Raw genomic sequence first — 20,894 nt, 5'->3', positions numbered from 1 at the left:
TGCAGCGATTACTCCGAAGCCGGATACACCTTTTTGAGCAGCGCCGACATCTCACCCACCGTAATGATGAAGTTATTGTCCTTGGCCAGATTGGTAAATTCATTAGGATCTTTCTGGTGATCGTAAAGTTCCACACCAGCTTTTCCTTCATCCCACTCGGTATATCTAAACCGCTCATTCCGAACGCTCCGGCCCATGATCTGCCCTCTTTTCACTTGTGTGTAAGCTGCTTTGTCCCATATAAAACCGGGATCTTCCAGCAGCGGCACCAAGCTTTTTCCCTGCAATTTCTGGTCGGCTGTCAAGCCGCACAGCTCGGCTAACGTGGGATAAATGTCGAGCAGCTCCACCGTTCTTGCAGAAGTTTTCCCTTTTGTCCCGCCTGGAACTGAGAAAATCAATGGTACCCTCGCCGAATTTTCAAACAAGCTCTGCTTCATCCACTGCCCGTGCTGGCCCACATTATAGCCGTGGTCACTCCACAGCACGATCACCGTTTTTTCAGTCAGTTTCAATTTATCCAATGCGTCCAAAACCTTCCCTACTTGCGCATCCATGAAAGAAATTGTGGCATAGTAACCGCGCAGAGCCTCTTTCCGGTCATCCACCGACAAGCCCCAATGCGGCGGTTTGGTAAATAATGCGGCATCGGGCACATCGTCCAGATCATTTGGAATTTCCTTTGGCAGCGGCACTTTTTCCACCGGATACATATCAAAATATTTCTTCGGAGCCACATAAGGCGTATGCGGCCTGAAAAATCCGACCGCCAGAAAAAAAGGTTCCGACTTTTTCTCCGTCATAATTTTTATCGCTTCATTGGCGATCATCCCGTCCGTCTGCTCATCATCTGTTCCCTCCGATGCTCGCCACGAAAGTGCGCTGCCCAGCGCGCGGTCAGGTGTCAGGTTCTTGATCAATGCTTCCTCCGTTTTGTCGCGGCCTTTCGGATTTACCCTTTGGTCCCACGAAATCGGATCGTCCAGCCCATCCGTACCGATTTGCCCCGGCACGCCGTAATGAAATATTTTCCCGACGCGGGCGCTGTAATATTTGTTGTTTTTAAAAAGCTGAGGGATCGTCACCGCATCCGGCAAAGTCTTCCGGAAATGCGTCTGTAACTCGTAAATCTTCGTCACATCCGGCCGCATACCTGTCAGCAGCGAAGAGCGGCTGGGGCTACAAAGCGGAAACTGCGTATAGGCACGATTGAATTTCACGCCGCGTTTCGCCAGCCGGTCAATGTTAGGCGTTTTTACAAATGTATTTCCGTAACATCCCAGATCATTATTGAGGTCGTCCACAGCAATGAACAGCACATTGTATTTCGGTTTAGCCTTCTCCTCTTCAATCTCCCCCGCGTAGCTATTCTGAACATGTAAAACCGGCGTCAAAGCCAAAACAGATAGGATTGCCGTAGCAAAACGGTAATTTCTGATCATAAGATTTTAAGGTTTATTCTTTGCCTTCTTTCACGGTGGGCGCGTCTTTGGCATTTACGGCAGGCAATGATTTTGCCAATTGCGCCTTCACAGCGGCATATTTTTCGTCTTTTGCCAAATTTTTCCACTCCTGCGGATCAGTATCGTGGTCGTAAAGTTCTTCCGAGCCATCATTATAGCGGATATACCGGTACTTTTCCGACCGTACCGCGTGATTCCCGAAACCGTGCGTCGTCACCGAAGAGTGGTCCCAGGCCGTCGCTGGATTTTTCAGCAGCGGCACAATGCTGTTTCCTTCCAGGCCTTTTTTCGTAGGCAAATTACACAGTTCGGTTAATGTTGGGTAAATATCCATCAGATTCACAGTGCGTTCCGAAACCGCGCCAGGTTTGGATAAACCCGGTGCATACACGATAAAAGGGACGCGCGAAGCTTCTTCCCACAAGGCAAACTTCCGCCAATGTTCCTTCTCGCCGAGATGCCAGCCGTGGTCGCCAAAGAAAACAATGATCGTATTTTTGGCATACTCACTTTTTTCCAAAGCATCCAGCAGCCGCCCGATCTGTCCATCCGCGAAAGTTGTGCTGGCGAGATAACCCTGCACCGCTTTTTCCCACTGTTTATTTTCCAGGATAAACTTGTGGTCGCCTTCCGGCTTTGCAATTTTTATCCCCGCCGACGGGACATCGCCCAGATCATTGTCGATCACTTTCGGCTTTTTGATCGATTCGAGCGGGTACATATCAAAATATTTTTGCGGTACATACCACGGCAAATGCGGACGCGTAAATCCGATCGCCAGGAAAAATGGCTTTTCGTGTTTTTTACCAAAAAAATCAATTCCCTGACTGACAATCTTGTAATCCCCCATATCCTCATCCTTCGCATCCACCGGACTCCAATCGAAATTCGAGAAACCATTCACAGGCTTGGCAGGCGGCTGGGGAGATTTGGGAACACCGAAATATTTTGGCCACGAGGCTTCATCATTGAAAACATCATGATAGATTTTCCCTGCACCTTCCACTTCATAACCATTGGCTGTGAAATATTGCGGCAAGGTCACGGCATCCTTCAAAACCGGCCGCCAGGGCTGATTATTATGGTAAACCCCGGAAGTAGAAGGCCGCACGCCGGTCAGCAAACTGGCGCGGGAAGGGTTACAAGCCGGCGCCGAGCAGTACGCCCGGGTAAAAATCACGCCCCTTTTCGCCAGCTTATCAATATTCGGTGTCTTGATGCCGGGATACCCGCCAAAAGGACCAATCCAGTCGTTCATGTCATCAACTGCGATAAAGAGGACGTTGTATTTCGGTTGGTTTTTCTGGGCAAATGTTTGGGTAAAAATCGCAAAGGAAAATGTCAGCGATGCTAAAAATGCATATTTCGATTTCATCTGATTCAATGTTTAATGCTGTTAATCCGCTTTATCCGCAAATGCCGGATCCGGCTCTAATCCCGGCAGAATCACCTTTGGAATGCCTGGATCGCCAAATTTCCAAGGTGGTAACTTGGCCAGCTCAGCCTGAAAAACTTTACGACGCTTCTCTCCCGCGGCTCCCGCTTTACCTTCTGCAACCGGATTTTTCTCTTCAATGTCTTTTTCCAAATCATAAAAACGACCATCAGAATACAGCTTGAAATGATGGTCCCTGATAAACCGCGCCGACTGCTTGTTTGCCGCCTCGGAATGTATTGGCTGGTAATGTGAGAAAATCCAGTCGCGCGGCTTGCCCTTTTCTCCTTTGATCTGTGGCAAAAAGCTGTGACCGTCAGTGTCCCATTCCGCCGGGACTTTCACCTGCATTGCCTCCGCCAGGGTGGGTAGCATATCGGTAAAATCGATCAGGTTATCGGTTTCGTGGGTTTTGTATCTGCCGCTTCCCCAGTTCACGATCAGTGGCACGTGGTGGCCGCGGTCAATCGTCAGTCCTTTGCCGCCTTTCACCGTGCTGCCATTTTTCATCGGCGTCACAATCGGGCGACCGGTACCATTATCCCCGGTAAAAATGATGATCGTGTTTTCATAAATGCCCAGGTCTTTCAATTTCTGGATGATCTTACCCACATTCTTATCCGAGTAAGCCACCATATCGCGGAAGTTCAGCGTGTCACTTTTCTGCCTGCCCGCCACATCCGATTTCCAGCTTTTGCTGTCGGGCGTCGGGTAAAAAGGATCATGCACCAAAGCCATCGGATAGTAAGCCAGGAACTTGCCGTTTTTATTTTTTTCAATAAAATCCAGCATATAATTCACGAAAATGTCGGGGCCGTAATCGTCATCCGTCGCTTTCAGGATTTCACCATCCTTGTCGATCAAAGGTTTGGCATAACGCTCGCCGTCACGTCGCGGCTTGTCGAGCTGCCAGAGGCAATACTGGTCAAAACCGAAATGTTTGGGCAGCTTGTTATTCGCGCCCAACTGCCATTTTCCGGCAATCGCCGTAGCATAACCTGCCTCTTTCGCTAGGTGCGCAAAGGTTTTCTGGTCTTGGTTCAGATGCCCGAACTGCGAGTAATTCTTGTAATTATACTTCCCGGTCATAAGTTGCACCCGCGTGGGCGTGCAAAGCGGCTGCGCAAATCCGTAATTGAATTTCAGCCCCTCTTTCGCCAGCTTGTCAATGTTGGGCGTCTTATAAGTACTCCCATAAGCCCCGATACACTCCCGCCCCATGTCATCGGCGAGGATGAAGACAATATTGGGGGATTTCTTTTGGGCAAAAACAACTGCCGGGGTGAGCAGCAGGAGGAATGTTAGGAATGGGCTAAACTTGGTCATATGTTGTCAGGTATGGTCAGGTGTTGTCTTTTTAATTTCCAGCTTGCTGCTTCGCCTTGTCATAGTCATAAAACCATTTGAATGTTTTATCATATTCCTCCGCTCCTACCCGCTTGTACCATTCCTCGTATTTCGCGACTAGCTTTTTAGCGATTTCAGGTTGTCTTTCGAATTGGTCATCGAGCTCCGTGCGGTCTTTTTCCGTGTCGTAGAGTTGCCATTTTTCGGTTTTTTCCGCTACGAGCTTCCATTTTCCGTCGCGGATGGCGCGGTTGCCTTCGTGTTCCCAGAAGATCGGGTTTTTGCGGTTGATGGGTTTTCCGGTGAATGCCGGTTTCAGGCTGGTGCCTTCCAGAGGTTGAATGTTGTTTCCTTCAAATGTAGTCGGATATTTCGCCCCGCCGAGATCGACCAATGTTGCCATGATATCGACAATGTGCGCAGGCTGTTTTTCAAATTTTCCGTTGCGCGCAGCCGGAATACCATTTGGCCAGGAGATAATGCCCGGCGAAGAAATGCCACCTTCATGCGTGTGGTGCTTGTAAGCCCAGAAAGGCGTGCAAGCTGCTTCCGCCCAGCCCTGACCAATGAAAACAGCAGATTGTGAGTCACCCGGTTTGTCGCCTTCGTACTTTCCTTCGATCCCCGGCTCAGCATTTCCACCATTGTCCGACACAAAAAGAATGACCGTATCATCAAAAACGCCCCGCTTTTTCAAGCCAGCCACCAGGTCGCCGACACTCTTATCCAGCCGGTAAATCACCGCCGCATAAATCGCCATCATGTCATCGTAGCGCTTTTTCTCCGCGTCGCTCAGACTTTCCCATTTAGTAACATTGGGATTGATCGGCGGCAGCTTCCAGGAAGGATCGATCAGGCCCAGCTTGATCTGCTTTTCATAGCGCTCCTGTCTCAGCTTTTCCCAGCCTTTCAGATACTTACCCCTGAATTTGGCAATGTCTTCCTCCGCAGCCTGCAAAGGAAAATGCGGTGCATTGTGTGCCAGGTAAAGCATAAATGGCTTTTTCTCACCAATCGCCTCATCAATAAATCGCAACCCGTAATCCGTCCACAAATCCGTAGAATACCAGCTTTTTGGCAGCTTATCCGAATCATTTGGAATTTCCGCACCATTCAAAAACACCTTCGCATTTTTTCCATCGGGATAATAAAACCCACCCACCGGCGCATGCAAAGACCTTTGAAAACCACGGTTCGAAGGATACACCCCATGCTGATGCCCCACATGCCACTTCCCGGTCATCGCCGTAAAGTACCCCGCCGTATTCATCACCTCCGCAATCGTCACGCTATTACGGTTCAGCTGCCCCCGATAAGCCGGATGCTCCGCACCCTTATCATCCATCATATGCCCAATCCCCGCCTGATGCGCGTACACACCCGTCAGCAACGTAGCACGCGTCGGGCAGCAGCGGGCTGTGTTATAAAAGTTCGTCAGCCGCACGCCATTTTGGGCAAGTTTGTCCAGGTTAGGAGTCGGGATTTCACTTCCGTAGCAGCCGAGGTCGGCGTAGCCCAGGTCGTCAGCCAGGATGACGATGATGTTTGGTTTTTTTTGGGCGAAAGCGATATTGAGCGTGAAAAGCGTCAGGAGTAGTATTATGCTATATTTTTTCATGTTGATTTTATATTTATGGTGTTTTGCTTTTTTCCTTGTCATGCTGAGCGGAGTCGAAGCACTTTTACCGGTGAGCACAGTGTAAAAAAGGCGTTGTGCCGAGCCAGTAGCGTGCTTCGACTCCGCTCAGCATGACGACGTTAACACAGCAAGACAAAAGGAAATTAAAATTTAAGCGACCTTCATTTCACGGATAAGCAATCGTCACCTTCCTCAACCTCCCCGTAAACCAAAATGGCACCTTATACAAATCCGAAACCGCATTCTTCTGATCGCGTCCCACGTCCGTACCATCCAAATTCCTCGGCCCCTGAATCTGCGCCTGGGCGGCGGTAAAGGATCTTTCCCCTATTTTTTCATCATTGATATAAACCGTTTCCTTGCCGACTGACTTACCAGCCTCAGCCGGGCCGGAATGTTCGTAAACCAGCTTGAAATTCACTTTTCCTTTCGGGATAACATTAGCGGAAGAGACATTGAAAACATCCTTCGCAGTTTTATGGGTATAGTGGAATTTGCCGTCTTTCACGAACAGGCTGATCCCGCTCTTTTCCCCTCCCACCGCAAACAAAACGCCCTCTTCATTTCCGGTAACAATCTCAGCCTCCGCATTCACCGTAAATGATCGCCCGTCGTAAAGCGGACTGCTCACGCCCACCAAATTATCCACGCCGGGGAACAAGGTAATGTTCGGCATTTTGCCATAAACCGTCCGACCCGAAGGCATGTCGTGGGCGGTGAAATCTTTGAGTGGATATACATTATATTTCTTCGCTTCCTGGTCGAAAACGGCCTGCAATTCTTTCAGTTTCGCAGGATTTTTGGCGGCGAGGTTGTTGCGCTCGTTGAAGTCTTCATTCAAGTTATAAAGCTCCCAGGTATCCCGGCTGAAATCCACTTTCCCGCCCGTCGGGTCCGCTTTGCCGGTGCCGGCTTCCAGACCTTCCCACACATCATGCCCTTTCGAAGCCTTCCATCCATCTTTGTAAATCGAAAGCGCACCGGCGATCTCATAATATTGAATGTTATGTTTTGACGGCGCTTTCGCATTGTCGATCGCATAAGCCAGACTGGTTCCCTCGATCGGCTCCTGCTTGTAACCATTCACCAGCTTCGGCGATTCTCCTTTGATCATTTCTAATGTGGTGGGCAAAATATCGATCACGTGACCATACTGATTACGGATGCCACCCTTGTCCTTGATGCCTTTGGGATAATATAAAATCATCGGGTTGCGCGTGCCGCCCTCGGTATTGGCATCGGCCTTCCAGTAGCGGAAAGGTGTATTGGCCGCGGCAGCCCAGCCAATCGGATAATCGGTGCTGGATTCGTCGGTGCCGATTAAATCTCTTGCATTCAGGATCGCATCAATACGCGCCTCGCCTTGCAGCCGGTTGATCTGCGGGCTGATCGTACCATGCTCGCTACCCCCTTTGCTCGCACCATTATCGCCCAAAATCACTGCAATCACCGTATTATCCAGCTGGTCAATCTGATCCAGATAATTCACGATCCGGCCGATTTCGTAATCGGTATAAGAATAAAATGCCGCATACACCTCCATGAAATGCGCATAGGCTTTTTTCTCTTTTTCAGATAAGGTAGCCCATTCTTTCACGCCCGGATTTCGCTCTGGCAAAACCGCATTTTGAGGGATAATGCCTAGTTTTTTCTGGTTTTCGATCACCACTTCACGGTACTTATCCCAACCCGCATCGAATTTTCCCTTGTACTTATCAATCCACTCCTTTGAAACCTGGTGTGGTGAATGTGTCGCGCCAGTCGCGAGGTAAAGGAAAAATGGTTTCTCCGCATCGACGGATTTCTGATTGGCAATGTACTTAATCGCCTTATCCGCAAGTAGTTCGTTTAAATGTTTGGTATTTGGCTCAATGTCCAGCTTCGTCGCATCTTCCCAAAGTTCGGGATGCCACTGATCCGTTGCGCCGGGCAGAAAACCGTAATAATGATCAAAGCCGCGACCGGTCGGCCAACGGTTAAATGGCCCCGCCTGCGAATTTTCGACCACCGGCGTCAAATGCCATTTTCCCAGTGCAAATGTGCTGTAACCGTTTTCCCGCAAAATCTCGGCTGCCGTCGCCTTTTCAAAAGGCATAAAAGTATCATAACCCGGATAATCCACCGCAGCCGGTGTCAGCAAACCGACGTGCGCAGAATGATGGTTCCGGCCGGTCAGCAATGCGGCGCGGGTTGGCGAGCAGATGGCCGTCGTGTGGAAATTGGTAAAACGCAATCCCTGGTTCGCCAGCTTGTCAATGTTAGGTGTTTCAACAAGTCCGCCAAATGCAGTCGTCGCGCCAAATCCGGCATCGTCGATCAAGATCCAGACTATGTTCGGCGCGCCTTTCGGGGCTTTGGGATTGTGCTCGATCTTATACGGCGTCGATTCCTGCAAAGTTTTTCCCAGCTTTCCATTCCAAGGTTGCTGCGGACTGTTTTGCGCCAAAACCTGCCCGGCCAGCAAGCTGCCTGCCAGCGCGGAGGCTACAATTTTTAGAACTGTTTTCATGGTATCATTTATTTTCCTGTGGATGCGGGGGCAAATTCGGGGTTAAGCTGGGTCGGGATCGGCGCATTGGTTTTCGCGATCCAGGCATTCAACTTATCTTTTAACTCTTTGGATTTGACTGGATTAGACTTGGAAAGATCTTTTGTTTCACCAATATCTTCCCGAATGTTATACAGCTCAACCCGCCCATCTTCATAAAACTGGTGCAGCTTGAAATCCCCCGACCGTATCGTGCTCACCGGCCGCGTCCGGAATGCATCGCTGTTCCGTTTATCACCTTTGTAAGCTTCGAGGTAAGCGGGAAAATGCCAGAAAATGTCTCGGGCAGGAGTTTGTTTTTGTACCAAAATCGGCGCAAAACTTTGCCCATCAAACTCCTTATTCATCGGCTTCTGAATGTTAGCGATTTCCAATAATGTAGGATAAAAATCGACCCCGATCACCGGTGTATCTGTGGTAGAACCCACTTTGGTCTTGCCTGGCCACTTCACAATCAGCGGCACGCGGACTCCGCCCTCATACAACATTCCCTTCGAGCCGCGCAGCGGATAATTGCTCGTATTCGCGCCCTGACCACCATTGTCCGAAAAGAAAACGACCAAAGTATTTTCGGTTAGTTTCAAAGAATCCAATGTTCTCAAGACCCGCCCGATCCCTTCGTCGGCACTCTGGATCATGGCGGCATAAGTAGGGTTATTGTGATTTTCATCCCCCTTTTTAGCCCGGTATTTGGCAATGATCGATTCCTTCGCTTCCACCGGCGTGTGCACCGCGAAATAGGATAAGTAGAGAAAAAATGGCTTTTTCTGATTGGAATCGAGGAATTTAACGGCCTCATCGGTCAGCCGGTCGGTAATATACTCACCTTCCTTGCCCGAGGTTATGCCTTCATGCGGCGTAGGTTTTCCGTTTTTTGAATAAGGATAAAAATAAGAAGGCGTGCCCTCACTGTTCCCGATCGCAAAATCAAAACCCTGGGCATGCGCATCGGCATGCTCCTCCTTCTCACCCAGCTGCCACTTACCAATCAAACCAGTTTGATAACCAGCATGCTTAAACTCCTCAGCAATCGTCGTAAAAGCCGGATCTAACACTGTATTATTTTTGATCGGAACCAACTTCCGGTCCACCGACTGCCCGCGATCCGAGTTTCCAACCGTATAGATCCCATGTCTAGGTGTATATTTCCCCGTCATCAGCGAAGCCCGGCTAGGCGCACAATTCGGCCCGACGGAATAAGCCTGGGTAAACTTCAAACCCTGCGAAGCCAGGCGGTCAATGTTGGGGGTCTCGTAGTATTTACTTCCCGCAGAACTCAGGTCCGTCCACCCCCAGTCATCGACGAGGATGAAGAGTACGTTGGGACGCTCCGGCTTCTGGGCTTGCTCGGTGATTGTGAGAAGGAAGGTTAGGATTAATGCTATGTATTTCATTTAATTTTTTGGTTCAGGCCAGATCTTTTGGTTTTTGCAGCGTTTAAATTGTCTTGATAAGTGCTGTAATATTTTAATTGCGAAAGCCCTAATGCTATCATCATGAACGCCTTATTTTGTCATGCTGAGCGGAGTCGAAGCACGTTTCTGGCTGGGCAAAATGTAAAAGCGTTGTGCTTAACCAGTAGCGTGCTTCGACCGCCCGGCGGCCCGGTCCGCTCAGCATGACAACTTTAATCACCCCCACCCCGGATTCTGCACCAGCTTCGGGTTCAGATCCATTTCACGCTGAGGGATCGGATGTAAATAATGCTTCTCGGCAGCATTCGTCTTGCCAGCCTTATGCAGGGCATCGATCATCCTCCTTGTCCGCACAAGGTCAAACCAGCGCTGAAATTCGAACATGAGTTCCAGGCGTCTTTCCAGGTAAATGGCTTCGCGGAAGGTGTCTTTTGTTAAACCAGCCAGGTTTGCGAGCCCTGCTCTTTTGCGGACGCGGTTGATTGCGGCGTAGGCGTCGGCGGTTGGGCCTTTGGATTCATTTACAGCTTCGGCGTAAATCAAAAGAATTTCGGCGAAGCGGATTACGGGTACATTCTTGGCCGATTCGGTCGGGTTACCGATTTGGGCCGGGTCAAAATATTTGTAAAAACGCGGCGGGAATGTGACTTCCTTGCCGGTGGTAGGACTTACGAGTGATGTGAAGAATGTGACGTCGCGACGCTTGTCGGTGGCCGAATAAAGTGCGTATGCGTCAGGATGCGGCTCGTCGGTGCCTGCTGCAGCTACACCGGGTATCCCTACCGGCGTAGCCGACGAAGCAAGCCGGTTTCCCTGACCGTTGACATTGGATTTAAATTGTGCAGAGAAAATATGCTCCTTCCCATTCTTGGTCGCGACATTGAAAACGTCGGCGAAATTTTCAAAAAGATCATAACCATAAGGTCCGTTGATCACCTCCAAACTTTTCGCCGCCGCCTTATCCCACTCCTGGCGGGTTAGGTATACTTTCGCGAGAATTGATTTCGCTGCGCCACCAGTCGCGCGGCCCGCATCGGCACCGGAAAATGAAGTCGGCAATGCTTCGGCGTCGGTCAAATCCTTGATAATCTGCTGATATACTTCTTCTTTCGGCGTGCGCGAAACCTGGATCGCATCTTTGCCCAGCGAAGTGTTTTCCAGAACAATCAGCGGTACATCGCCCCACAGCCTTACCAGATTGAAGTACATTAAAGCACGCAAAAACTTCGATTCATTCACCAGCCGCGTCCGCAATGTCGGGTCCATATCAATTTGCGGAATGCGCTCGATAGCAATGTTTGCCCGGATGATGGCGGCGTAACTTTCTTTCCAAAGCTCGTCCACACGGTCATTTGTCGTGGAATGTGCCAGTACCGAAATCGTACGGACATCGGCATTGGTTACTCGCAAACCGGCAATCGCATCATCGGACATGATCTCGAAAGCCAAATGCACGAGACGGTTGTACATCGTCAGCCCGCCGTTGTTCAGCGCAGCATTGTAGACGCTCGTCACCGCTGCGATAGCATCACTTTCGGTTTTGTAAAATTGTTCGGAAGTGATGAGGGAAGACGGATTTTCATTCAGATCCGTGCAGGACGTAAAGCTGAAAATCCCCAATAATATATAGAGTACTTTTTTCATGATTTTCAATGTTAGATCAGGCCTTAACCTTAAAATGAAATGCTCAAACCTGCCAGAAATGATTTGGAAGAAGGATACACGCTGTAGTCGATTCCCTGGCCCAATGTGCTCTGCTCGTTGCGGCTCACTTCGGGATCAAAACCGGTGTATTTCGTCCAGGTAGCCAGGTTGGCAGCGGAGATATACACTTTGATTTGGCTCGAATGGATTTTCGAGGTGATGCTCTTCGGCAGGTTGTAGCCCAGCGTAATGTTTTTGAGCCGCAGATAAGACGCATCCTCCACATACCGGCTGGTATTCACCGGGGCAGGATCTTCAAATGCACGCTGCACTTCATTGCCCGGATTTTCAGGCGTCCAGCGATCGTATGCCGCCACCGACGCATTCTGCTGACCCGTCAAGAGTTCGAGTTGTTGTCTGTTCTGATTGAAAAGTTTGTTACCATAGCTACCTTGCAGGAACACGCTCAGGTCAAAATTCAGGAAGGACAAAGTGTTCGTAATCCCGCCCTGGAACTTTGGCTGGGCATTTCCGATTAATGTGCGATCGTCGGCCTGGGTGATTTTGTTGTCACCGTTAATGTCCACATATCGCCGGTCGCCGGGTTTGGTTGTGGCCGGGTTGATTGTTGGCAGATTGGCAATATCGTCGCCGCTCTGGAACAAACCATTTGTTTTATATCCATAAAAAGATCCCAGCGGCTGGCCCACTTTGGCAATGTTGGCACCGGAGATAATGTAGTCCGCGCCATCGCCCAAAGTCAAAACCTTGTTGCGGTTCACAGAAAAAACAAAATTGGTATTCCATGACAACAAGCCGGTTACATTCTCAGTATTGATCCCCAGCTCAATTCCCTTGTTTTCTACTGAACCATAATTCTGCAAGGATGTGCTCTGCCCGGTCGTGTACGGAAGCGGCACATTCAGCAGCAGGTTGGTCGTTTTCTTGTAATAAGCGTCAAAAACGAAATTGATGCGGTTTTTATACAGGGATAAGTCGATACCGCCGTCGTACTGCGCGGTCGTTTCCCAGCCCAGATTCGGGTTTGCGATGCGGTTTGGCGCGAAACCAATGTAAGTCTGCCCACCAAAGAAATAGGTGTTAGAGCCCAATGTAGCCAGCGACAAATACTGCCCGATTTCCTGATTACCTGTGATTCCGGCGCTCAGGCGCAATTTCAGGTTGCTGATCGTTTTGAACGATGATAGAAAATCTTCCCGCGAAACATTCCAGGCCACTGCGGCAGAGGGGAAGTAGCCCCATTTGTTGTCTTTTCCAAACCGTGAGGAACCGTCCGCGCGGCCGCTGATGGTCACAATGTATTTTTGGTCAAAAGAATAGTTGATCCTGCCCAAATAGGAATTTAATGCCCAGGAAGAAGAGCCGGAAGTGGGCTGCGTGTACACCGACCCGCTACCTAAATCATTGTAAGTCAACTGATCCGTGACAAAAGCCTGCGAACCTGCAATCGCACTTTCCACTGAAAATGCCTGCTGTGTGTACCCAGCCACCACGCTGATCGAATGTTTTTGATTGAATGTTTTCGAGTAACTTAATGTGTTCTCATTCAGCCAGGTGTTGGCAAATTTGGAGCCTACGTAAGCCTTTCCGGTCGGGTTAGAGTTGGCGCCCTGGTAAATGTCCGAAGGAATGTAGCGGTTTTGTTTGTTGTTCAAGATGTCCGCGCCGAAGGAAACTTTCGCCACCAGCCCGTCGAAAAATGTGTATTCGCCATACACATTCCCCAGCATCCGGTACGTGGTCGTTTTGTTAATTTCTTTTTCCAAAGTCGCGATAGGGTTGCCCAGCGGCGTTTCGAATTCACTTTGATAGGTATACTTTCCCGAGGCGTCGCGCACATTTACGGTCGGCGGCATGGAGAGCAATGCGTTTACAATGCCATCATTCGCCACTTGGGAGCTGATTTTGCTGGCAGTTAAATTAACCCCTACTTTAAATTTGGAAGAAAAATCGCGATCAAGGTTGATCCGTCCCGAGTATCTTTCGAAATCGGTGTTGAGCAGTACACCATTTTGTTTGAAATAATTACCTGAAATCGCATACCGCGTGCGGTCGTCGCCGCCGGTCAGGGAAATCTGGTGGTTCTGGATACTTGCCGAGCGGAATGCTTCGTCCTGCCAGTCTGTACCTTCACCCAATGCATTGATCTGATCCTGAGTATAATATGGCGCTTTGCCGGAATTGGCGCGGGCTTCGTTTTTTAGGACCGCCCAATCTTTCGCGCTGGTCATCACGTCCACCCGTTTCAGTACTTTTTGCGTGCCGTAGTAAGCGTCGTAAGTCAAAGTATTTTGTCCGGCCTTTCCTTTTTTGGTGGTAATCAAAACCACGCCATTTGCGCCGCGCGAACCATAAATCGCCGTCGCAGAAGCATCTTTTAAAACTTCAATCGACTCAATATCACTTGGATTCAGGCTGGATAATGCATTAATGCTCGGCCCGGCAGTCACGCCCGCGCTGGCATCGGCGTTACTATTATAAACCGGAAATCCGTCAATGACATAAAGTGGCTCATTCCCACCCGTAATCGAATTTCCCCCACGTATGCGGATGCTCACCGCCGCGCCCGGCTGGCCCGAAGTCTGCGTCACCTGCACACCTGCCGCTGCACCTTGCAGTGCGCGGTCAAAGGAGCTGATCGGCTGTTTCAGAACGAGTTGCGGCACAGAAGATACGGAGCCGGTAAGGTCACCTTTCTTCTGCGTACCATACCCGATCACGACTACTTCATCGAGCACATTCGCGGTTTTCAAGGTAATTTCCGCAGGTTCTTCCGACAATTCATAAATATCGATCTCCTTCTGTTGGTAGCCAGTAATGTTGACTTGCAGGGTAAATGGAAAATCTTTCGGAGCGGCAATGCTAAACTTTCCGTCTACATCACTGGCGGCATATTTGGAAGTTCCTTTGAGGATAATGGTTGCGCCCGGGATGGTCTGCCCCGAGGCGTCTTTTACAATTCCGGTCACTACTTCCTGCGCCTTTGCCGATGTTAAAAACAAGGCAAGGAGGACCGTGAGGTACACGTACTTTTTCATTCAAATGTAAGCAGGTTGAAAAATGGTGGTTGTTGGGAATTTAAGAAGGGCACAAGAATTCTTCCGCCGCCAACATGCAAGTTGACGGCACACGCTATACGTAAGCTCGGATTATTTTACAGCAGCGAACCTTTCCAGCTTTTCTTTTTCCTGCTCCAATCTCTTAGCATCAGGTTTCAGATAACCAAACTGGCGCAGATCCTTCTCTGCATTGGCAGCCACCCAAAGCAGGAATTTCTTGGCTTCCGGGTTAGAATTGTGTTTGTCGATCGAGAAATGGACATATTCAATCGGCACATTCTTGATTTTCTCCGCTTCCAGACTTGTCAGCACCTGATCCAGGTCGCCGAGTGATTTTTCTTCTTTGGAAACGCGGCCGTTTCCGTCCAGATCGACAGGAATAATGGTGATTCCGTCCAGTGGTTTTCTGGTTTGAAGATCATACGCCAGGCCGGGCGTGGTGTAGCTGATGCCGGTTTCATCTTTTAAAAGCGCTTTAATCAAATGCTCGTCGGCACCTGCAATGGCCTTTCCCTTGATTTGCTGCTGCTCGTAACCGAAATATTTAGCGAATGTCAGCGGTGCGCCGGCTTTTTGGAGGCGGGTGTAAATGGTGTAATCCTGGGGAAGTGATTTGTCTTTTTCAGCATAAATGTCGTGAAAGAAAATCTGCTTGTAAGTCTTCTCTGTCAGGCCTTTATCAGCATATTCCTTCGCAAAGTTCGACTTAGAATTTGCGACCGGCAGCAGGGCATATCTCCCAACCGAAATGTACTCACGCGAGTCTTTCACTGCTTTTTCCTGTTCATAAGCTTCGATCAGCAGGTCATATTTTTGCGGGTCGGTGATCGTCCGCGTTTCGATCACAATTTGCGCCTTTGGATTTGCAGCCGTGTAGTCTTTGATCCATTTTTCTACCAGCGGGTACGCAAACCGTACGCCGGTGATAATGACTTTGTTGTCGGCGGTCTCCTGTGAAAACGCGCGGCCGGAAAATAACGTGAATACAAGTGCCAGAAATAAAATCCGGCGCGAAGAAAAGTTAACCACCCTGGACGCAAGTTTTCCTTGCGACGAATAAACATCCATCGATTTCATCAGTGAAAATGATTTTGTTAATTCTCTTATGCTGGTGGTTAACAAAGAGAAATCTACTAATTTGATAGACAAAGTAAATTTAAAGAAATTTAAATAGCAAGAAGTTTCTTTAAATTCAATGAAATGCGCTTTTCAAATCTAATTAATGCGTTTTGTGAGTGCATTCAACTCGGCATCGGTGGGTGTAGCTGACGGAATTCCGCCGTCGGGAATGTCGATTTTGGCCGACCAGGAAATTGCGTTAAGTACGAGTTTTCTAATGTTATCATTCTTCCAATTTTTATGCGCATGTCCGCCGGAATATCCGAATCCGCGACCTCCGTCGGGACGCTCGTAAGTCCAGGCCAAAGTTTGCGGCTGCTTTTTGGTAATCACGGCTTCCCGCACTGCCGGGTTACTGGAATGTGTGCCTTCGGGCCGGTTCAATGTTTTTTCGGGAGGTAATGCTTGTAAGATCGGCGTGATGTTTTTTTCATCTTCCGTGAACCGCATGTGGTAGTACCATTCATCCTCCACCGCAAATGGTTTCAGTCCGCGGGAAACGGGATGAACGGGAAAACTGGCGAAATTCGGCTCCCAGGAAGGATTTACCGACCAGTTGATTTCAAAATACCCTCCTATCCACTTTTTAAAATCGTTTCCAGCTTCGCCCTGCGGCACTTCCAGCGCGAAATGCAACACCACCAACCCGACGCCTTTTTGCATGAGCTTATCCATTTCGGCCAAATGCGGAATCACCATATGACTGTCGCCGCCGTCGGCATACATAACAATTGCGTCGGCATCGTCCAGGATGCTGATATCCTTTGGCCAGCCGCCGTCAAAAACGATCGCCTCCGCATTTGGAACGCTATCATTGATCGCTTTTGCCAGCAAAGTACAGCCTCCTTTGTGCTCGTGATCACCTTTCCCGTGACTGTCCGGGCCTGCTATGAAAACAATCTTTTTCTTTCCGCCCGCTACTTTTTCTATCTTCTGGGCAAATGATTTGAATGTAAAAACAGCAAGCAATACAATGAATATCAGCACAATCCTTTTCATGGTCCGCAGGTTCTAGTTTTGAAAATAAGTAACCTTATATCAAACATGATTCCCACATATACATAAAAATCAAGCCAAAACAGGGCTGCGGCTTTAGACTTATTCCTTTAAAAACCGGACGGTTTGAACAGGTTTCTGATCATCGGTTGACAGCACCAGCAGGTATAAACCCGAGGGCAGCGAAGAAATATCAATGTCGTTTTTAGCCCTGACGAGTATGTTTTTCAGACCTGCACTTGGCTGTGCGCCGCTCACCGTAAAAATCGCAGCCTGCAAATTTCCGCTACCGGGATTATCTGCATCAAAAATGAGGCGGTTTTTAACCGGATTGGGTTTAATGGTCACATGCAAACAGTCTGGCTGACTTTCGGCACCCAGCACGATGCACGAGCTGGCGATAATCCGGGTGTACTGTTTTGTCCCGTCCACATCGACTTCCAGTAATCTGTAATAGCTCCGCTGCGCACCAGGGGCCGGATGTGTGAATTCATATTTGTTTAAAACCTTTGAATCACCCACAGCTTTCACAGTACCAATGTTTTCCCAGTTGGCTGCATCCGCACTTTTCTGGATTTCGAAACGATCGGCGCCGGTTTCTTCCGAAGTTTCCCATTTCAATGTCACCCCATTTCCCGCACATTCAGCCTGGAAAGAAACAAATGTTACTGGCAGCGGCCCCGACTCTTTAGTAATCGTATTGTTTCGGGTAACCAGCCACACCGAGGGATCAAAAATGACAGTATTCGGAACAAAACCAAGTTCCTCGCTGAACATTTGTCCGCTGAAAGTATGATTAAGCGTAACCAGCTTTTGCTCATTGGTGACTGTATTTCGGAACAAAAGCGGCACAGGCAGACGGAAAAAGCTCACGGACGGGTGGGAAGTAGTCTGGCTAAGTTTAATCTGCACCTTGTTGCCCACCGGATACCATTGAACCTGGTAGGAAGGATATCCCTGTCCCGTATACCACTGATCGAAAAAATAGGTAAGGTTTCTGCCGCTGGCCGCTTCCAGGTGACTTTTCAGATTTGCCGTAGTAGCGTAACCATAGGCCAGCGCAGGATCATTCAGATAATTATTGATCGCGGTTTTAAACACATTATCACTCAAAATCCACCTCAGCATATACAGCAGATACGAGCCTTTGTAATAACTGAGCCGGTTATCGAAAATCCGGTTGATATCATTCACATTATCCACCCGCACCGAGCCGTCCGGCGCCGAAGTAATGAAATTGACTACCGCAGTACGGTTGGAGGTCGTATTCTGCGGCTGCTTGTACTCCGAATACATATATTGTAAATGTGTGGCAAAACCTTCATTCAGCCAGATATCCTCCCAACTGGCGCACGTTACCTTATCGCCAAACCACTGATGCCCCAATTCATGTGAGATCAATCCCTGGTCCATCGAGGTCATAAAAGAATTTGTCTGGTGCTCCATCCCGCCGCCGCCATCAAACTGCACGTGGCCATATTTTTCATTTTTGAACGGATATGTGCCAAATTGGGCGCTAAACAGTGAAATGGCATCCATGGCGATGTTCGCGCCATTTGTAAAATTTGCCAGCCCATCGGCATAGCAGAATGTCTGCATTGCAATGTTGTCGGCCCCTACCATTACGGAATTGTTGAGTACCGTATAGTCGGCAACAGCCAGGCTCACCAGGTAGGAAGCAATCGGATAGCGGTGTTTCCAGTGCGTGACTGTTTTGCTGCCCGCAATATTGGTTTGTGATACTTGTATACCATTTGCCACACCTTTATAAGCCGATGGATGTGTGATGTAAACATCGATGGAATCGGCTTTGTCGTCCAGGCCATTTTTACACGGCCACCATTCACGGCTACCAAAAGGCTCGCTCAACGTCCACAAAACCGGCTTGGCCGCGGCGGCGCTGCCGTGCGTCGAAACCGTAAAATAGCCATCTGCACCTGTCGGTTGCCCGGCGTAAACCACAGTTACCGAATCTTTCACCCCCGTTCCGAATGCTACCGGAAAGTTGATTGTCAATGTGTTATTGCCCTGTGTGAATGGTATGGCTACATTTCTTTGTGTTACCGAAGAAACCGTCAGGTTGTTTGCGAGGTCAAATGCAATGCTGCTTCCGGCGGCGGTAGTCTGATAGTGGCTGGTCACTTTTCCGGAGATAAACTGGACGGTAGGCGTCACCTCCCACTCGCAGCGATAATAGTTAACATTGAAGTTTTGGGAAGCACTGGTCAGTGCAGAAGTTCTTTCAGCACGGTGCAACTTTTCATGCGCACGCTTTTCAATTTTTGCAATTTCAATCATGCGTGTGATCGGGTCGGCCTCCTGGGCTTTCACCGCTGAAAAAAAGACCAGAAAAATAAGTAGCAAATGTATTTTCATGCACGCAGGATCATTTCAGTTTGGATTCTACTACTAACTTACGACTTGTTGCCCACATCAAGCGAAATTGTCAATAATTATACAAAAAGAATTTTAAGAGGGATTATTTGAAGAATTACTACACATTGTGTGGACGAAATAGGTCTACATGTAAAAAAGCCTGCCAAATTTCTCTGGCAGGCTTTCATATTTAGTTTGGTTACAATAACATCCGATCCAATTATTTTCTAGGAATCGTTCCGCCGGAAGTTGTCGATGGCGAAGTAGAAGTTCCTGGCAATGCTGTCGACGGTGTAGTGCTTGTAGGCGATGTCGTCGATGGATAAGTGGTTGTAGCTGGTACGTTTGCGTTAGGAGTTGTAGTACCTGGAAGTGTTGATGAAGGTACTGTTCCTGGCGACGTAGTTGACTGTGATCCGGTTCTTGGAACGTTGTTTGATGATTCTGGCGTCGTTACCGGATTAGTGGTAGTCGGCGATGTAGACCTATCAGGCACGGTTCCCGGTGGAACTGTTGATGGCTGCGTCTTCATATTTGGTGTCGTCGAGTTACCTGGCTGCGTTGTGGTGCTGCCTGGTTTAGAAGCTCCCGGCAATGTTGAAGGCTGCAGATTGCTTCCTGGAACTGTTGCCGGCTGCGTCGTAGTCGAGCTTGGCGAGCTGCTGGAAGACGATGACGATGAAGGCGTTGTAGTAGTCTGACCGTAAGCTACTGCCGATCCGAAGATCGTTAATGCGATGAGATTGAATTTTAAGGTTTTCATGATCTGTATGTTTGTTGATTAATCTTAACAATTATGTATTCTGCCAGGGAATGTTAAACAATCATACCAGAAGCGTCTCCACCAACCGCACATTGTCTCAAATGCCCCCCAAATTCGGCTATTTCCACACTGTTTATTATATAATTAAATGTGAGATTTGTATAAAAAACAAACTTTTTGAAATCATGGAAAAGCAACAGGAAATGCTGAGTGATATTTCAGAGGAAAAGTATTCAAACCATCCTGTGGTTTCTCAGCAGGATTGGATTACTGCACGTAAACAGCTGTTGGTCAAGGAAAAAGAGTTATCGAGGCTGCAAGATGAGCTGAGTGCCGAGCGACGCGCGCTTCCGTGGACAAAAGTGGACAAGAACTATACTTTCGAAAGTACGCATGGGCCGGTAACATTGTCGGGCCTCTTTGGGAAGAACAGCCAGCTGCTGATTTATCATTTCATGTTTGCCCCGGAGTGGGAAGAAGGATGCCCGGGATGTTCATTTCTAGCCGATCACATTGATGGCGCGAACCTGCATCTGGCGCACCACGATGTGTCGGTCGTGGTAGTTTCGAGGGCGCCGCTGGCGACGATCTTGCCTTTTAAAAAGCGGATGGAGTGGAAATTTGAGTGGGTATCGTCTTTCAGCAGTGATTTCAATTACGATTATCACGTTTCTTTTACTGATGAACAGATCGAAAAAGGGCAGGTTTACTATAATTACGAGTACGCCAAGCACGATTCAGGCACCGAGTCGCCGGGGACAAGCGTTTTTTATAAAGATGAGGAAGGTAACATTTACCACACCTACTCCGCCTACGCACGCGGCGGCGACGTGCTCATCGGCGCCCACAATTTCCTCGATTTCACACCCAAAGGCCGCAATGAAGACGTGATCATGGACTGGATGCGTCACCACGACAAATACGAAGATTTCAAAAAAGACCCCGGCAGCTGCTGCCACTAACTTTTTTCGCTTTCATATCTGTTTTTGTTTACAACAAAATTACCTATCTTTACTAACTAAATATTAGTAGTATACAAAAGGTTAGTGGTGACCTTTTAGATTGCGAA

Annotated in this window: 12 protein-coding genes; 1 reads left to right on the top strand and 11 read right to left on the bottom strand. The window is 48.7% G+C overall.

The genetic code is table 11. The annotated features are described in order from the left end of the window. Nucleotides 1–8 precede the first annotated feature (8 nt). The 11 genes from FEN17_RS01305 to FEN17_RS01255 all read right to left on the bottom strand — a co-directional run bounded on the left by FEN17_RS01305 (nucleotide 9) and on the right by FEN17_RS01255 (nucleotide 19,062). The gene (locus FEN17_RS01305; protein WP_138363514.1) at nucleotides 9–1,442 is read right to left on the bottom strand and encodes a sulfatase; all 1,434 of its coding nucleotides are present in this window, start codon (nucleotides 1,440–1,442) and stop codon (nucleotides 9–11) included. A 13-nt stretch (nucleotides 1,443–1,455) separates the two neighbouring features. Continuing rightward, on the bottom strand, nucleotides 1,456–2,838 hold the full coding sequence (locus tag FEN17_RS01300) for a sulfatase (protein ID WP_138363513.1): 1,383 nt from the start codon (nucleotides 2,836–2,838) through the stop codon (nucleotides 1,456–1,458). Between the two features lie 21 nt (nucleotides 2,839–2,859). After that, nucleotides 2,860–4,224, bottom strand: coding sequence for a sulfatase family protein (locus tag FEN17_RS01295; RefSeq protein ID WP_138363512.1), 1,365 nt, complete (start codon nucleotides 4,222–4,224; stop codon nucleotides 2,860–2,862). 31 nt (nucleotides 4,225–4,255) lie between these two features. Continuing rightward, the gene (locus FEN17_RS01290; RefSeq protein WP_138363511.1) at nucleotides 4,256–5,863 is read right to left on the bottom strand and encodes an arylsulfatase; all 1,608 of its coding nucleotides are present in this window, start codon (nucleotides 5,861–5,863) and stop codon (nucleotides 4,256–4,258) included. 187 nt (nucleotides 5,864–6,050) lie between these two features. Further along, the gene (locus FEN17_RS01285; RefSeq protein ID WP_138363510.1) at nucleotides 6,051–8,393 is read right to left on the bottom strand and encodes an arylsulfatase; all 2,343 of its coding nucleotides are present in this window, start codon (nucleotides 8,391–8,393) and stop codon (nucleotides 6,051–6,053) included. Nucleotides 8,394–8,401: 8 nt separating this feature from the next. Further along, entirely contained in the window at nucleotides 8,402–9,826 is a 1,425-nt protein-coding gene (locus FEN17_RS01280; protein ID WP_138363509.1) for a sulfatase, read from the bottom strand. Between the two features lie 237 nt (nucleotides 9,827–10,063). Next, nucleotides 10,064–11,491 (bottom strand): RagB/SusD family nutrient uptake outer membrane protein, encoded by a 1,428-nt coding sequence (locus FEN17_RS01275; protein WP_138363508.1) that lies wholly within the window; start codon nucleotides 11,489–11,491, stop codon nucleotides 10,064–10,066. Between the two features lie 29 nt (nucleotides 11,492–11,520). Next, nucleotides 11,521–14,550, bottom strand: coding sequence for a SusC/RagA family TonB-linked outer membrane protein (locus tag FEN17_RS01270; protein ID WP_138363507.1), 3,030 nt, complete (start codon nucleotides 14,548–14,550; stop codon nucleotides 11,521–11,523). 111 nt (nucleotides 14,551–14,661) lie between these two features. Then, a complete protein-coding gene (locus FEN17_RS01265; RefSeq protein WP_229208637.1) occupies nucleotides 14,662–15,648 on the bottom strand; it encodes a type 2 periplasmic-binding domain-containing protein in 987 nt (328 codons plus the stop codon). Between the two features lie 138 nt (nucleotides 15,649–15,786). Continuing rightward, a complete protein-coding gene (locus FEN17_RS01260) occupies nucleotides 15,787–16,689 on the bottom strand; it encodes a ThuA domain-containing protein (protein ID WP_138363506.1) in 903 nt (300 codons plus the stop codon). A 99-nt stretch (nucleotides 16,690–16,788) separates the two neighbouring features. Next, on the bottom strand, nucleotides 16,789–19,062 hold the full coding sequence (locus FEN17_RS01255; RefSeq protein ID WP_138363505.1) for a M1 family metallopeptidase: 2,274 nt from the start codon (nucleotides 19,060–19,062) through the stop codon (nucleotides 16,789–16,791). Nucleotides 19,063–20,010: 948 nt separating this feature from the next. On the opposite strand from FEN17_RS01255, the gene FEN17_RS01245 reads away from it, so the two are divergent. Further along, the gene (locus tag FEN17_RS01245; protein ID WP_138363504.1) at nucleotides 20,011–20,787 is read left to right on the top strand and encodes a DUF899 domain-containing protein; all 777 of its coding nucleotides are present in this window, start codon (nucleotides 20,011–20,013) and stop codon (nucleotides 20,785–20,787) included. Nucleotides 20,788–20,894 lie beyond the last annotated feature (107 nt).

The organism is Dyadobacter luticola (genome assembly GCF_005860805.1).
GTDB lineage: Bacteria > Bacteroidota > Bacteroidia > Cytophagales > Spirosomataceae > Dyadobacter > Dyadobacter luticola.
The sequence above is the reverse complement of the archived record's forward strand: the minus strand, read 5'-3'. Positions and strand labels throughout refer to the sequence as shown.